The organism is Vibrio sp. YT-16 (assembly GCF_033337405.1).
Lineage (GTDB): Bacteria > Pseudomonadota > Gammaproteobacteria > Enterobacterales > Vibrionaceae > Vibrio > Vibrio alginolyticus.
Window position 1 is genome coordinate 45,091 of sequence record NZ_JAWOQQ010000008.1, and the last position, 16,519, is coordinate 61,609.

At 44.3% G+C, this 16,519-nt stretch carries 12 protein-coding genes; 7 read left to right on the top strand and 5 right to left on the bottom strand.

What is annotated here, in order from left to right:
* Positions 1 to 75 precede the first annotated feature (75 nt).
* From flgK to R7F07_RS14480, 5 genes are all read left to right on the top strand, one after another.
* Entirely contained in the window at positions 76 to 2,016 is a 1,941-nt protein-coding gene (gene flgK / locus R7F07_RS14460) for a flagellar hook-associated protein FlgK (RefSeq protein ID WP_171343382.1), read from the top strand.
* Positions 2,017 to 2,029: 13 nt separating this feature from the next.
* Complete coding sequence (gene flgL / locus R7F07_RS14465; RefSeq protein ID WP_053303009.1) at positions 2,030 to 3,223, top strand: flagellar hook-associated protein FlgL; 1,194 nt, start codon at positions 2,030 to 2,032, stop codon at positions 3,221 to 3,223.
* Between the two features lie 427 nt (positions 3,224 to 3,650).
* Positions 3,651 to 4,805: a flagellin gene (locus R7F07_RS14470; RefSeq protein ID WP_005382038.1), complete on the top strand. Its 1,155-nt coding sequence runs from the start codon at positions 3,651 to 3,653 to the stop codon at positions 4,803 to 4,805.
* A 506-nt stretch (positions 4,806 to 5,311) separates the two neighbouring features.
* On the top strand, positions 5,312 to 6,445 hold the full coding sequence (locus R7F07_RS14475; RefSeq protein ID WP_318110528.1) for a flagellin: 1,134 nt from the start codon (positions 5,312 to 5,314) through the stop codon (positions 6,443 to 6,445).
* Between the two features lie 116 nt (positions 6,446 to 6,561).
* Positions 6,562 to 7,686: a flagellin gene (locus R7F07_RS14480; RefSeq protein WP_171343139.1), complete on the top strand. Its 1,125-nt coding sequence runs from the start codon at positions 6,562 to 6,564 to the stop codon at positions 7,684 to 7,686.
* 94 nt (positions 7,687 to 7,780) lie between these two features.
* Here R7F07_RS14480 and crr read toward each other — a convergent pair whose 3' ends face one another.
* From crr to cysZ, 5 genes are all read right to left on the bottom strand, one after another.
* The gene (gene crr, locus R7F07_RS14485; protein WP_005382041.1) at positions 7,781 to 8,290 is read right to left on the bottom strand and encodes a PTS glucose transporter subunit IIA; all 510 of its coding nucleotides are present in this window, start codon (positions 8,288 to 8,290) and stop codon (positions 7,781 to 7,783) included.
* A gap of 121 nt (positions 8,291 to 8,411) precedes the next feature.
* The gene (ptsI, locus tag R7F07_RS14490; protein WP_005389298.1) at positions 8,412 to 10,136 is read right to left on the bottom strand and encodes a phosphoenolpyruvate-protein phosphotransferase PtsI; all 1,725 of its coding nucleotides are present in this window, start codon (positions 10,134 to 10,136) and stop codon (positions 8,412 to 8,414) included.
* Between the two features lie 140 nt (positions 10,137 to 10,276).
* Positions 10,277 to 10,534 carry an HPr family phosphocarrier protein gene (locus tag R7F07_RS14495; RefSeq protein ID WP_005382043.1) on the bottom strand — a complete coding sequence of 86 codons (258 nt, stop codon included), beginning with the start codon at positions 10,532 to 10,534 and terminating at the stop codon, positions 10,277 to 10,279.
* A gap of 300 nt (positions 10,535 to 10,834) precedes the next feature.
* Complete coding sequence (gene cysK / locus R7F07_RS14500) at positions 10,835 to 11,803, bottom strand: cysteine synthase A (RefSeq protein ID WP_136976349.1); 969 nt, start codon at positions 11,801 to 11,803, stop codon at positions 10,835 to 10,837.
* Between the two features lie 164 nt (positions 11,804 to 11,967).
* The gene (gene cysZ, locus R7F07_RS14505) at positions 11,968 to 12,711 is read right to left on the bottom strand and encodes a sulfate transporter CysZ (RefSeq protein WP_025767003.1); all 744 of its coding nucleotides are present in this window, start codon (positions 12,709 to 12,711) and stop codon (positions 11,968 to 11,970) included.
* A 251-nt stretch (positions 12,712 to 12,962) separates the two neighbouring features.
* On the opposite strand from cysZ, the gene zipA reads away from it, so the two are divergent.
* Together zipA and ligA are read left to right on the top strand one after the other, a co-directional pair.
* On the top strand, positions 12,963 to 13,919 hold the full coding sequence (gene zipA, locus R7F07_RS14510) for a cell division protein ZipA (protein WP_017819969.1): 957 nt from the start codon (positions 12,963 to 12,965) through the stop codon (positions 13,917 to 13,919).
* Positions 13,920 to 14,009: 90 nt separating this feature from the next.
* Positions 14,010 to 16,022 carry an NAD-dependent DNA ligase LigA gene (gene ligA, locus R7F07_RS14515; RefSeq protein WP_017819968.1) on the top strand — a complete coding sequence of 671 codons (2,013 nt, stop codon included), beginning with the start codon at positions 14,010 to 14,012 and terminating at the stop codon, positions 16,020 to 16,022.
* Positions 16,023 to 16,519: the final 497 nt, after the last annotated feature.

Sequence of the window (16,519 nt, forward strand, 5' to 3'; positions counted from 1 at the left end):
CTTGGCACATCTTTTGCTTTTAATGTGTCTAGGTGATCGGTTTTGCCGATTTATATTTCGTTTTCGGGGGCATGTATGGCGTCAGATCTTCTGAATGTAGGTACTCAAAGTGTGCTTACTGCTCAGAGACAATTAAACACCACTGGTCATAACATTTCTAATGTTAATACAGAGGGTTATAGCCGTCAGTCTGTTATCCAAGGCACGAATGATCCGCGCATGTTTGGTGGTTCTACCTACGGCATGGGTGTGCATGTGGAAAATGTTCGCCGCTCGTGGGATCAGTTTGCCGTGAATGAACTGAACCTGTCGTCGACCAACAATGCCAACAAAACGGATACCCAAGGCAATCTTGATATGCTCTCTAGTATGTTGAGCTCTGTGGCATCGAAGAAAATTCCCGAGAACCTGAATGAGTGGTTCGATGCGGTAAAAACCATGGCAGATACCCCGAACGATTTAGGGGCACGAAAAGTGGTATTGGAAAAGGCGAAAATCTTCTCTGATACATTAAATGATTTCCACGAAACCGTGCGACTGCAATCTGATGTCACCAATAAAAAATTGGATATGGGCATTGAGCGCGTTAATCAACTTGCGTTGGAAATTCGCGATATTCATCGACTGATGATGCGTACTCCCGGTCCACATAATGACCTGATGGATCAGCATGAAAAGCTGGTTACTGAGCTGTCAGAGTACACCAAAGTTACCGTAACCCCACGCAAAAATGCGGAAGGGTTTAATGTTCATATCGGCAATGGACACACTCTTGTTTCTGGCACGGAAGCAAGCCAGCTCAAAATGATCGATGGCTATCCGGATGTTCATCAAAGACGATTAGCAATGGTGGAAGGGAATGGCATTAAAGCGATCAAGTCTGATGATATGGATGGCAAAATCGGCGCTTTACTTGAAATGCGCGACAAACACATCCCACAACTGCAAGATGAAATGGGCCGTTTAGCGACGGGCTTTTCCTACAAAATTAATCAGCTGCAATCTCAAGGTCTGGATCTCAACGGTAAGATAGGTAAAGACGTATTTACCGACGTGAACTCTGAGCTGGTGGCAAAATCTCGAGTTTTTGCTGCGCCTGACTCCCAAGCTGATGTTGCGGTTTACATCGAGGACATTTCCGCGATCAAAGGTGGTGAATATTCGCTGCGTTATGATGGCGATCAATACAGCGTGACAACACCGAAAGGTGAGCAAATGTCGTTGAACATCGACCGTTCGGATTCGTCATTTGTTCTGGATGGTATGAAAGTGCAAATTGGTGAAGGCCTTGCCGCCGGTGAGCGCGTATTGCTCCGCCCAACGAGAAGTGGTGCAGCCATCATAAAGATGGAAACCAATGACGCAAAAGCTATTGCCGCACAAAGTTATGAAGCCTCAACCACTTTTGCCCAAGGTAACGCCAAGTTTAAAATTCGTGAGGCGGGGGATGTTAAAGAGTTTGAGGTTACCGTACAACCAACCGACGAGAAGCATGATAAGCCGTGGTTAAAGATCACGGATAACAAGGGTAATTTACTATCGGACAAATACTCATACCCGTTAGATAAAGATAACCCGAAGATTGAAATATCAGTGCCGAAAAGCCATCCGCTGTATAAAAACGGCGATGCAACCGTGTTTGAGTTGAGCGAAGGCGCACTGATGAATGATAAATTCACCGCAAACTTGGTGCCTTCTGAAGGTGGTAACGGCAACTTGAGAAAAATGCAGAAGATCCAAACAGACAAGATGATGGATGGAAAATCCAGTACCTTGATCGATGTTTATCATAACCTCAATACCGAAGTTGGACTGAAGTCTTCTACAGCAAACCGTTTAGCCTCCGTCGCTCGTTTAGAGCATGAAGCGGCGCAAGAGCGCGTTGCTTCTATTTCTGGTGTTAACCTCGATGAAGAAGCGGCCAACATGATGAAGTTTCAACAAGCGTACATGGCTTCATCACGTGTGATGCAAGCGGCGAATGATACCTTCAATACCATTTTACAACTGAGGTAAGGAGAAGAGATAAGTGCTAACCCGAATTTCTAGTTTCCATAACTATCAGTCCGTACAAAATGATCTGCGTCGTCAAGAGAATAAGGTTCACCACAACCAAGAGCAGCTTGCTTCAGGGAAAAAGTTACTGAAACCTAGTGACGACCCCCTCGCTGCGCATTACATCCAAAACATTAGTCAGCAACAAGAACAGCTACAACAATATCTTAGCTCGATAGTGTTGGTGCGTAATCGTCTAGAAAACCACGAAGTTAATATCGCCAATGCGGAGAATTTTGCCGACGAGTCGAAGCGCTTAACGATGGAAATGATTAACGGTGCGTTTTCTGCGGAAGACCGACAAGCAAAGAAGCGTGAGCTAGAAGAGATTGCGAACAACTTCCTTAACTTGGTGAACTCGCAAGATGAATCTGGTAACTACGTGTTTGCTGGCACTAAGCCAAAAAGCCAACCATTTTATCGCGATAAAGATGGTAGCGTGCAATACGCTGGGGACGATTATCAGCGCAAAATGAAAGTCTCCAGCATGCTTGAGATGCCAATGAACGATCCCGGCAGCAAGCTGTTTATGGAGATACCAAACCCATTTGGCGACTATCAGCCGAATTACGATCTACAAAACGGCTCTGAGCTGTTGCTAAACAAAGCTACTAACGTTGACGCTAAGGATGATGCGGCGTATCGCGTGACATTTGTCGATATGAACAACGGCAAATTTGGTTACCAATTAGAGCGTAACGGCAAAGTAGTGGATGCCGATGAGTTTTCTCCAGAGAAAGGGATTGAATACAAAGACCTGAAAGTGCACGTAAAAGGTCAAATTACGCCTGGTGACAGCATTGAGATCGAAAAGCGGGCAGAGTTCAGCATTTTCGATACCTTCAAGGATGCAATGGCATGGTCAGACAAATCGGTTTCGGATACGTCGGCGACCGCCAAATTGCACCAAATGACAGAAGAATTCCACGCTGCTTTTATCCATTTGAATAAAGCGCGTACAGATGCCGGTGCTCGATTGAGTACGCTGGATATCCAAGAGCAAAATCATGAAGACTTTAATTTGTCTCTCGCAAAAGCGAAGAGCAACTTTGAGGACTTGGATTACTCTAAAGCCGTGATCGAGTTCAGTGAAAACTCGCGAGCGTTACAGGCATCGCAACAAGCATTCGGTAAGACCAAAGATCTAACGTTGTTTAACTACATCTAGTATGACACTCATACACATTGTCTGATTTTGATGCCTTATGTGCAAAGCCTTAAGCGCGATAAGTCGACGTAACCTGAGAGTCTGAGATGTCATGCGGCACGATTTTACCCAAAGCGGCAATGATGCGGGAGGCAAGTCGGGCGGCAACAGGGCAGCGTTCAATACCCTTGGGCTAAGACGAGTCTGACAAACCGGAAATAGCTTAATGATAAAGCTAACTTATTGTTTATTTGATTCTTTTAAAAGTAGTTAAATAATTTACGCAAGTTGGCACACAAATTGTATTGAAAATATCAGAACAGATTTAGAGATTCTAAACCCTGCGTTTAAGGCAGATTTAGCAAGTAACTTTTACGGTCAGTGCTTATCCAAATGAGAGTAAAGCTGGCCGCTTCGCAAAAGCTTGCGAACTCAACAGGAGAGCAAAATGGCTGTAACAGTTAGTACTAACGTCTCCGCGATGACCGCGCAGCGTTACCTAAACAAAGCGACTGATGAATTAAACACGTCGATGGAGCGCTTATCTTCAGGACATAAGATTAACAGTGCAAAAGATGATGCGGCAGGTCTACAGATCTCTAACCGCTTAACTGCACAGTCTCGTGGCCTAGATGTCGCAATGCGTAACGCGAACGATGGTATCTCGATTGCACAAACCGCTGAAGGTGCGATGAATGAGGCAACCTCTGTCATGCAACGAATGCGTGACCTTGCGATTCAATCATCGAACGGTACTAACTCTCCAGCTGAGCGTCAGGCGATCAACGAAGAGTCAATGGCATTGATTGACGAGCTAAACCGTATTGCAGAAACCACTTCATTTGGTGGTCGTCGTCTATTGAACGGCTCATTCGGTGAAGCAGCATTCCAGATTGGTGCGAGCTCAGGTGAAGCCATGATCATGGGACTCACCAGCATTCGTGCGGACGATACTCGCATGGGCGGTGTGACCTTCTTATCTGAGAACGGTAAAGATAAAAACTGGAGTGTTGACCCAGCTAAATCTGACTTGAAGATCACGCTACCAGGTATGGGTGAAGACGAAGACGGCAATGTTGATGATCTAGAAATCAACATTAATGCCAAAGCGGGCGACGACATCGAAGAGCTTGCCACTTACATTAATGGTCAGTCTGATATGATTAATGCGTCTGTAAGTGAAGATGGCAAGTTGCAAGTTTTTGTCGCGCATCCAAACGTTCAGGGTGAGATTTCTATTTCTGGTGGATTAGCATCTGAGCTTGGCCTGAGTGATGAACCTATCAGAACGTCAGTACAAGATATTGATATGACCACGGTACAAGGTTCTCAAAACGCGATTTCTGTGCTGGATTCGGCACTGAAATACGTAGACTCGCAACGTGCAGACTTAGGTGCGAAGCAAAACCGTTTGAGTCACAGCATCAACAACTTGGCGAATATCCAAGAAAACGTTGACGCATCGAACAGCCGAATTAAAGATACAGATTTTGCGAAAGAAACCACGCAAATGACCAAAGCACAAATTTTGCAACAAGCAGGAACATCGATTCTTGCTCAAGCGAAACAGTTGCCAAACTCTGCAATGTCACTATTGCAGTAGTTTACTTAGCCTGTGCTCAATACATTCAGACGTGGATGGGAATGCAGGCTTTTGGCAAGCAACTTTACAATAGAATGAGCGGCTCTCTCATCTCTCACCTGCCAATCATTTTCAATGTAAAGTTGCACTCGGTATGCCGGAAATGTGTTCATTTCTCTTGATCTCCACATAGGCTCTGGCGACCAACCTAGCCCCAGTTCTCTCAAAGGAAAAGGGGCTTTTTCTTTTCTAATTCTTACGTCTATCGTCTGCGAACTTATCTTCAATTGTTTCCTTTCGCTGGTTTTCTATACAATTTGGCCCTCTCGGCTCGATTTGTGGAAACTTGAGCACTTTTTCTTACTTTTCTTCAATTTTATTAGCTAAATCTCGCAATGTTATTTTTTTAAACTTTTTTCTAAAGCTTCTGAATTTGGTGTCGTTAATAGAGGTAACTTTGAGAGAACTACTTGGTTTTCCGAGACGTCGGAAACCGCTACATCGGAAAATCAATTGGAGAAATCACCATGGCAGTGAATGTAAACACAAACGTATCAGCGATGACCGCTCAGCGTTACCTAAACAACGCAAACTCAGCACAACAAACTTCTATGGAACGTTTGTCTTCAGGTTTCAAAATCAACAGCGCGAAAGACGACGCTGCGGGTCTTCAAATCTCGAACCGCTTGAACGTACAAAGCCGTGGCCTGGATGTGGCTGTTCGTAACGCGAACGACGGTATCTCGATTGCACAAACTGCTGAAGGTGCAATGAACGAGACCACTAACATTCTTCAACGTATGCGTGATTTGTCTCTACAATCAGCAAACGGTTCAAACTCGAAAGCAGAACGTGTTGCGATTCAAGAAGAAGTGACCGCGCTAAATGACGAACTAAACCGTATCGCAGAAACCACTTCTTTCGGTGGTAACAAGCTACTAAACGGCACACACGGTGCGAAATCGTTCCAAATCGGTGCGGATAACGGTGAAGCAGTGATGCTTGAGCTAAAAGACATGCGCTCAGACAACAAAATGATGGGCGGTGTGAGCTACCAAGCTGAAAGTGGTAAAGGTAAAGACTGGAACGTTGCTGAAGGTAAGAACGACCTAAAAATCAACCTAACGGACAGCTACGGCCAAGAGCAAGAAATCAACATCAGCGCAAAAGCGGGTGACGATATCGAAGAGCTTGCGACTTACATTAACGGTCAAACTGACCTAGTGAAAGCATCAGTAGACCAAGATGGTAAACTGCAAATCTTCGCAGGCAACAACAAAGTTGAGGGCGAGGTCGAGTTTTCAGGCGGTCTATCTGGTGAACTAGGTCTGGGCGAACGCAAAAAAGTAACGGTAGATACTATCGACGTAACCTCAGTTGGTGGCGCACAAGAATCTGTTGCTATCATCGATGCGGCACTGAAATACGTAGATAGCCACCGTGCAGAGCTGGGTGCTTTCCAGAACCGTTTCAACCACGCAATCAGCAACTTGGACAACATTAACGAGAACGTGAATGCGTCGAAGAGCCGTATCAAAGATACAGATTTCGCGAAAGAAACGACGGCAATGACCAAATCACAAATTCTATCGCAAGCGTCAAGCTCAATTCTAGCGCAAGCGAAACAAGCGCCAAACTCAGCGCTAAGTCTGCTAGGTTAATCAATTTAACAAAGCAAGAAACCAAAGCCAGGCTCATCCCTGGCTTTTTGCTTATTGGCTATAACGATTCAGATGTGTCCTGACAGTATGTTCGATAAGGCATTCATATCGATTAGATGCTCTCTTTAAATTCCAATGTTTCTGCGATGGTGGCGCAGAGACACCTGAGTCAAGCAGCTGCGCAAAATGTTGATTCACAACGCAACCTAACTTCGGGATTTCGAATCAACTCGGCGAGCGATGATGCGGCAGGTTTACAGATATCGAATACTCTCCATGTACAAACGAGAGGGCTTGATGTCGCCTTAAGAAATGCGCACGACGCTTTTTCTGTTGCTCAAACAGCGGAGGGAGCATTGCACGAAAGCAGTGACATATTGCAACGCTTACGCTCTCTGGGGCTTCAAGCAGCAAACGGCAGTTATGACTCAAGTGATCGGCAAAGTATTCAATATGAGGTCGTAGCGCTGCAAGATGAGCTTGATCGTGTCGCGATCACGACAACATTTGCGGATAAAAACCTGTTTGATGGATCTTACGGTTCACAAAGTTTCCATATTGGCGCGAACGCTAATTCAATCTCTTTGACGTTACGTAACATGCGTAGCCATATCCCAGAGATGGGAGGGCAGCATTATGTTGGTGATGCGGTCGATAAAGATTGGCGAGTCACTAAAGATAACCAAACCCTAAAAGTCGAATACCAAGACAGTAAAGGGCAAACCCAAACGGAATCCATTGGACTCAAATTGGGTGACCGTATAGAACAGGTCGCCACTTACATCAATACTCAACAATCGATAGTGAATGCTTCAGTAACGGAAAACAACGAACTGCAATTCTTCGCTTCTACGATGAAGGCGCCAGAGGGTGTGGTTCTCGAAGGGAGTTTAGCGGATGAGCTTGATGTGAGCGCTGGTCAATTAGTCACAATGGATGACATTGATATGTCGACGGCAGGTAAGGCTCAGCTTTCAGTTGGGGTGATTGATGCAGCAATTAAGTACGTTGATTCGCACCGAAGTGAAATTGGCAGCTTTCAGAACCGTGTAAACGGCTCGATGGATAACTTAAATACTGTGAATCGGAGTGTTACAGAATCCAAGAGTCGAATAAGAGATACAGACTTCGCAAGAGAATCTACGGAAATGGTGCGTTCTCAAGTGCTCCAAGATGCGACAACTGCATTACTCGCTCAAGCGAAGCAAAGGCCGAGCTCAGCACTAGGCTTGCTCAGTTGAACGTGTTTCAGCGATGCACATCGCTCAGAAAAAAGTCAGATAATAAAAAACGCTGCCAATGGCAGCGTTTTTTTCGTGTTCGATTAAGTAAAAATTACTTAGTTACACGTAGAACTGGAGTTTCACCAACAGTTACAGAACCAGAAAGCTTGTTTAGCTCTTTGATTTCGTCCATGTTAGAGATAACAACTGGAGTTAGCGTTGACTTCGCTTTCTCTTCTAGAAGAGCTAGATCGAATTCAATTACAGTGTCGCCAGCTTTAACAGTTTGACCTTCTTCAGCGATACGCGTGAAGCCTTCGCCTTTTAGTTCAACTGTGTCGATACCGAAGTGAACGAAAAGCTCAACACCGTCGTCAGACTCGATAGAGAACGCGTGGTTAGTTTCGAAGATCTTACCGATAGTACCGTTTACAGGAGCTACCATTTTGTTGCCTGCTGGCTTGATAGCAATACCGTCACCAACGATTTTCTCAGCGAAAACAACATCTGGCACGTCTTCGATGTTTACAATCTCACCAGAAAGTGGCGCGATGATTTCGATAGCACCAGCGTCAGCGCTGTCATCAGATACAAGCTTCTTAAGTTTGTCAAACAGACCCATTGTGTCATGCTCCTAAGGTTTGGTTTTATTCTGTCGAATTATAGTATACCAATATAGCTCATTAGACGACTTTTTTCGCCGTCTAATGGCCATTAAGTATTGAATTACTTGGTACTACCGATTACTGAGCTTTCTCAGCAATAAACTTTTCTACCACGGCTTCGATTTCTTCTGCTGTCGGTAGAGAAAGGGCTTCTTCAGCCATTGCTTTCACTTCTGCGAAGTTAGAGTTACGAACTACTTTCTTCACTTTAGGGATAGAGATACCGCTCATTGAGAACTCGTCCAGACCCATACCTAGAAGTAGAAGTGTTGCACGCTCGTCACCTGCAAGTTCACCACACATACCAGTCCATTTACCTTCTGCGTGAGAAGCGTCGATAACTTGCTTGATCACTGTAAGTACAGCTGGTGATAGTGGGTTGTATAGGTGAGAAATCATCTCGTTACCACGGTCAACCGCTAGCGTGTACTGAGTTAGGTCGTTTGTACCGATAGAGAAGAAAGACACTTCCTTCGCTAAGTGGTGTGCGATCGCAGCAGCAGCAGGAGTTTCAACCATAACACCGATTTCGATGTTTTCGTCGAACGCGTGGCCTTCAGCGCGTAGCTCTTCTTTGTACTCTTCGATCGCTTTCTTAAGCTCACGGATTTCTTCGACAGAGATGATCATTGGGAACATGATACGCAGTTTGCCGTGTGCAGAAGCACGTAGAATGCCACGTAGCTGATCACGAAGGATTTCACGACGATCTAGACTGATACGTACAGCGCGCCAGCCTAGGAATGGGTTCATCTCTTTTGGAAGATCCATGTATGGGAGATCTTTATCGCCGCCGATATCCATAGTACGGATGATCACAGCTTGACCGTTCATTGCTTCCGCAACTTCTTTGTACGCTTGGTACTGTTCTTCTTCAGTTGGTAGCGCAGTACGGTCCATAAATAGGAATTCAGTACGGTACAGACCAACACCTTCACCGCCGTTACGAAGGATACCGTCACAGTCTTTCACTGTACCGATGTTACCGCAAACTTCTACACGGTGACCGTCAGTCGTTTCTGCGTGTAGGTCTTTCAGTTTCGCTAGCTCTTCTTTTTCAGCTAGGAATGCTGCTTTAACCGCTTTCGCTTCTTCTAGCTCAGCTTCTGATGGGTTAACAACAATCTTGTTGTTCATTGCGTCAAGAATCAGCATGTCGCCATTCTTAACTTTCTTCGTGATGTCGTTAGTACCAACGATAGCTGGAAGCTCAAGTGAGCGAGCCATGATTGAAGTGTGAGATGTACGACCACCGATGTCACAAGCAAAACCAAGCACGTAGTCTAGGTTAATTTGTGCAGTTTCAGATGGCGTTAGGTCGTAAGCAACAAGAATTACTTCTTCGTTGATATCGCTAAGCGAAACAATGTTGATGCCTAGTGCGTTCTTAACAAAACGAGAACCGATATCGCGGATGTCAGTTGCACGCTCTTTTAAGTATTCGTCGTCTAAAGACTCAAGAGCACATGCTTGCTCTTCGATCACTGAGTGGATAGCGTGATCAGCAGTCATCTTGTCGTTTTTGATAAGTGCTAGGATTTCCTCTTCTAGCTCTTCGTCTTCAAGAAGCATGATGTGACCTTCAAAGATCGCTTCTTTTTCTTCGCCAAACGTTTCAAGCGCTTTTTGCTTGATAGTTTCTAGCTGAGCTGCAGATTTGTTACGAGCGTCAAAGAAACGCTGAACTTCAGCTTCTACTTGATCGTCAGAAATAGTGTTTGTGTTTAGGACAATTTCATCTTCTTGAAGTAGTAGTGCTTTACCGATTGCAATACCAGGAGATGCTAGGATGCCTGAAATCATAGCCTTACCTTAAGTTTGGTCAACTTTATAAAACGGGAGAATAATGGGTGCGCTAACGAATAGTTTTAGCTTAGTTTTGAGCCTATTTCCAACGAAGCCATTTTGCTTTCACAAAATGGCTTCTGGAGTAGGAGACCGGATTAGTGTAGTTGGTCCATTAGAGCAACTAGGTGGTCAACTGCTTGCTGAGCTTGTGGGCCTTCAGCAGAAATAGTAACTTGAGTACCTTTTACTAGGCCTAGTGTTTGTAGTTTGAACAGGCTCTTAGCGCTAGCGCTTTTACCGTTAGAAGTCACAGTGATGTCTGCGTCGAATGCTTTTGCTTCTTTAACAAACTGTGCAGCTGGACGAGTGTGAAGGCCGTTTTCTGCTGTGATTTCTACTTGCTTCTCGTACATGTGATATACCCCAATAAATGTATTTTTTTGTTAGTTTGTGACCAGATTTTAGCTTAACTGCTTTACATCTTGTGCGCTAGCACGGGAAGAGTTCAAAGCGCGTCAGTTCTGATACTAGTCAAAAGTTTGGTAACTACGCAACTGTTTGCGTGCGTAATCACTTTGAAACCTTTTTGTGTTCTGCTTCTTTATTTTGAAGCTAGAAATAAAACACCCTGATATTACCAAAGGTAGGGCAGGGATCAACAAAAAAGCCCCTAAACGGGGCTTTTTTAAACTAAAAATTGATTTGAACACATATTATTGTTGGTTCTCTTTTTCGGTAAAGATACCTGCAAAGAGTGCTGTACTTAGGTAACGCTCACCGGAACTTGGCAAGACAGTTACAATTGTTTTTCCTTCAAATTCAGGTAGTTCCGCAAGTCGGTTCGCTGCAACAACCGCTGCGCCAGATGAGATACCAGCTAGGATACCTTCCTCTTCCATTAGGCGACGAGCCATCTCAATCGCTTCTTCTGAGGTAACTTGCTCAACACGGTCAATAATGTCTAAATCGAGGTTACCAGGGATGAAACCAGCACCGATACCTTGAATTTTGTGTGGGGCAGGCTGGATTTCTTCGCCAGCAAGTGCTTGTGCAATAACCGGAGACTCTGCTGGCTCAACTGCAACAGAAGTGATGGCTTTGCCTTTTTCACCTTTGATGTAACGGCTAGTACCTGTAATAGTACCGCCCGTACCAACACCAGCAACGAATACGTCGATTTCACCGTCTGTCGCTTCCCAAATCTCAGGGCCCGTAGTCTTTTCGTGGATTTCTGGGTTCGCTGGGTTGTCAAATTGTTGAAGAAGTAGGTACTTCTTAGGGTTGCTTGCTACGATTTCTTCTGCTTTAGCAATCGCCCCTTTCATGCCTTTCGCCGCTTCAGTCAGCTCAAGGTTCGCGCCTAGTGCTTTTAGTAGCTTACGGCGTTCTAGGCTCATTGATTCAGGCATGGTCAATGTTAGCTTGTAACCGCGAGCAGCCGCTACGAATGCTAGAGCAACACCAGTGTTACCACTGGTAGGTTCTACAAGCTCTACACCTGGCTTAAGAAGGCCCGCTTTCTCTGCTTCCCAAATCATGTTTGCACCGATACGGCACTTAACACTGAAGCTAGGGTTACGCGCTTCAATTTTTGCGAGAACTTTGCCTTTACTTACTTTGTTTAGACGAACGAGAGGTGTATTACCAATAGTAAGAGAGTTATCTTCGTAGATTTTGCTCATAGTGATGTTCCTTCATTACACGTTGTGTGAATATGGATAGAAGAATATGCGGTATGAAAAAAAGGGAAAAGGATTAAAAAGTTATATCTTATTAGGTTGGCCCAGAACTTGATAAAAGAAAAGGGAAAAGCTGGCGCTGATCCCTTTCCTTAATCTCTAATCGACTATCGTTGGTGCTTAAACTCCGCGACCCACATAGCGGTTGCACCACATATTGCTACAGGCATGACAATTAGGTTCAAAATTGGGATCGTCGTAAACACAGACACCAATACCCCAAAGCCATAGGCCTTACCTTGCTTTTGTTTCAATTTGTAACGCATGTCGTTAAATGGGATTTTATGGTTATCAAACGGGTAGTCACAATATTGAATCGCGAGCATCCAGGCGGTAAAGATAAACCATAAAAATGGGCCTACTGTTTGTCCAAGGGCAGGGATGAGCAATAATAGGAATAGGCCTATTGCTTTAGGTAAAATGTAAAGGAGCTTTCTCCACTCACGAGCTAAAACGCGAGGAACATCTTTCAGGACGGCAGTGAAACCATCATCATTTACTTTTTGTCCCGTTAAGTACTCTTCCACTTTTTCAGCCAAGAGGCCATTGAATGGCGCGGCGATAAAGTTCGCGAGCGTGCTGAAAAAATAGGAGAAGGTAGCGAGTATCGTTAGAGCGAGTAAAGGCCAAAGAATGTAAGTTAACCAGGATAAAAACTCAGGCAGCTGCCCAATCCAGCCTTCTATCCATATATTAAGGTTTGAAAATAGATAGAAGATGGCACCACCTACAAGCAAGATATTTGCAAGTAGAGGTAAGATGACAAAGCGCCTGATTTTAGGGGCTAGTGCCAATTGTATCCCGTATAGAAAATAACCGAACCCGGTTCTCTGCTGATTGTTTTTCTTCATGTCTATTTTGGCTTCGTGTAAATGAAAACTCATTGTACCTGTGAGGACTTTTCTTTCAAAGCCCTGACAAATGACGTCTTGTTAAGTGGAATCGTGGCAAGAATCACAACAAAAAACGGAACTTCTTGCATTAAGTTGTTCTAAATCTACATATAGTTTTGGTAAAGTAAACGTATCATTCAGATTTATTGCACTTGGGTTGCTGCTCAAGGAACTGCGAGTAGTAAAAACAAGTATATTGAGAGTAAATAATGCAGGAATTGCGATTCGTACTCATTGTTGTTGGCGCATTAGCCATCGCGGCATTACTGTTTCATGGTTTATGGAGCAGTAAAAAAGAAGGCAAAGCAAAGTTTGGTAACAAGCCACTTGGTAAGCTGGATGTTGACCAAGAAGACAAAAATGATCTTGTTGAGAAAGAACGAGACTTCGCTCCCGCTCCTGAAGATGACTTTGAGATCATTCGCAAAGATCGCAAAGAACCAGATTTTGGGATGGCGAGTTCTTTCGACAACAAGTTTGAATCTGACCCGTTATTCGGTGGTCCATCTGAAGTCAAACAGACGCAGCAGGAGCCGGATGACATCCCTTCATTTGTTGCAGAAAAAGATAAAGAAGAGGACGTTGAGCCTGTTGTTCAAGCAACAGTAGCTGAAGAGCCATTCCAGCCTGCTGTGGAAGAAGAAGTTATTCCCGCCGCGTTTGATATTACGGAGAAAGAACAGCAAGTCGAAACGGTTAGTGAGCCTGTCGTTGCAGAGCCTAAGGAAGAGCCAAAGCCAGAACCTGAAATGCAAGTGATTGTATTGAATGTGCACTGTGCTGGTGAAGAGCCATTTGTTGGTACTGCTTTATTTGAAAGTATGCAACAAAACGGTCTAATTTATGGCGAGATGGATATTTTCCATCGTCATGTCGACTTGTCCGGTAACGGCAAAGTGCTGTTTAGCGTCGCTAATATGATGCACCCTGGTACGTTTGAACATGCTGATCCTGCTGAGTTTACAACGAAGGGTATTTCATTCTTCATGACATTGCCTTGTTATGGCGAGGCTGAACAGAACTTCAACTTAATGCTTCGAACTGCGCAGCAAATTGCTGATGACTTAGGTGGTAACGTACTTGATGACCAGCGCAACTTAATGACGCCAGATCGTTTAGCATCTTATCGACGTCAAATAGTTGAGTTTAATGCCGCTAACGCATAATCTTAACAGCAAATAATAATAGGGCTCCGGATGGAGCCCTTTTTCTTGGATTTCCCAACCTCACCGATTGAAAATACACGGGGCTTTACTATGTCTGAATCAGTACTTCAGCGACTAGAAGAACTAAAAGAGTCGTTGCATTACCACGCTGTGCGTTACTACGTGGAAGATAACCCAGAGATCCCTGATGCCGAGTACGACCGTTTAATGCGAGAGTTACTGGATATTGAAGCTGAGAACCCTGACTTAATAACCGTAGACTCGCCAAGCCAACGTGTCGGTGGGCAACCTCTCTCTGCGTTTAGCCAAGTGACACATGAAGTACCGATGCTTTCGCTTGATAACGCGTTTGATGATAGTGAACTCGATAGTTTCCACAAGCGCGCACAAGAGCGCGTGGGCAGCCAGAGTGTGAAAGAATACTGTTGTGAGCCTAAATTGGATGGACTCGCCGTAAGTTTGTTATATGAGAATGGCGTTTTAGTTCAGGCGGCCACTCGAGGCGATGGTACTACGGGTGAAAACATCACAGAGAATGTGCGTACGATTAAAGCTATTCCTTTAAAACTCAGAGGTAATGACTGGCCAAATCGTCTTGAAGTTCGTGGTGAAGTCTTTATGCCGAAAGCTGGGTTTGAAAAGCTCAATGAATTAGCAAGGAAGAAAGGCGAGAAAATCTTTGTTAATCCACGTAACGCTGCGGCAGGTAGCTTACGACAATTGGATTCACGTATTACGGCTTCTCGTCCGCTTAGCTTCTATGCATACAGTGTAGGCGTGGTGCAAGGTGCAGAATTGGCAGCAAGTCATTACGAACGCTTTTTGCAAATCAAATCTTGGGGACTGCCAATGTGTCCGGAAACTAAGCGAGTTGAAAGCTTGGCGGATGTAAAAGCTTACTACCAAGATATATTGCAGCGTCGTGATGCCCTCCCTTATGAGATCGATGGTGTCGTTATTAAAATTGACGATATTGCCGTGCAAGAGCGTCTGGGTTTTGTTGCTCGCGCTCCACGTTGGGCGATTGCCTACAAATTTCCAGCTCAGGAAGAAATGACGACACTGAATGAAGTGGAGTTCCAAGTCGGTCGCACTGGTGCGATTACACCTGTTGCTAAACTAGAGCCTGTATTTGTTGGTGGGGTAACGGTAAGTAATGCGACGCTTCATAACGCAGATGAGATAGAACGTCTGCAAGTCAAGATTGGTGATCACGTTGTGATCCGCCGTGCTGGCGATGTTATTCCGCAAGTCGTTTCTGTCATCAAAGAGCGTCGACCAGAAACAGCTCGAGATATTGTTTTCCCAACTCAGTGTCCTGTTTGTGGTTCGCATGTTGAGCGGATCGAAGGAGAAGCGGTAACACGTTGTATGGGGGGCTTAGTTTGCCAAGCCCAACGCAAACAAGCGCTAAAACACTTTGTTTCTCGTAAAGCGTTAGACGTTGACGGTTTAGGCGATAAAGTGATCGAGCAGCTTGTTGATCGTGAGATGGTGAAAACTCCTGCTGACTTATTTAAGTTATCAGCGGGGATTTTAACCGTACTAGATCGCATGGGGCCAAAGTCTGCGCAGAATATTGTGAATGCGTTAGAAAAATCCAAAGAAACAACTTTACCTCGGTTTTTGTATTCACTGGGGATCCGTGAAGTTGGCGAGGCAACCGCAGCAAACTTAGCAATGCACTTTAAAACGTTGGGAGCGATCCAAAATGCTACCGAAGAGCAGTTGATTGAAGTGCAAGACATCGGTGCTGTGGTTGCTCAACATATTACGACTTTCTTTAGTGAAGAACAGAACCAAGCGGTGGTTAAAGATTTGCTTGAACAAGGAATTCATTGGCCAGAGATTAATACTACTGAGCAGGTGGGGGAATTACCATTAGAAGGTAAAACAGTAGTATTAACGGGAACACTTTCTCAACTGGGGCGTACAGAAGCCAAAGAAGCCCTCCAAGCACTGGGGGCTAAAGTGACGGGTAGTGTTTCTAAGAAAACCGATATTTTGTTTGCTGGTGAAAATGCAGGTTCGAAGCTCGCAAAGGCACAAGAACTGGGTATCGAAATTAAAACAGAACAAGACTTACTCGAACTGATGAATTAAGTCTTCTCAAAAAAGCTAAAAAATAACTAAAAGCCCCGTATGGTAAGCATGCGGGGCTTTTTCTTGTTCATAATTAAGTATTTTTTTATTGAGTAATTGATGCCTTTGTTCTTTTCAGTGATCAAGATCGAACCTTGGGTTATTGGTTTTTTTGGCTTTTTTAGTCTGCGAGTGACTTCAAGTTGATACTTTTAAGTTCAGTTTAAGTGTTTGATTTTAAATAATAATTTATTGTGTTGTGTTGATGTTATTAAAAATAAGATCTGGATCAATAAGTTATATGGAACTTTGGAGTGGCTCATATTTTTTTAGAAAAAAAATAAGTTCCATTTGGATGTTTTTAGCTGCGAAGTTAGTCTTAATCACGTGGATACACGGTGTGTATGCAGGAACTAAAAAAAGCCAAATTAGAAATAATGAGGTTTGATCAGGAATTTACTTCTCTCCTTCGGCGGCCAACTAAAGGTGAGATAGAAAAATACAGCTATATCCATTTT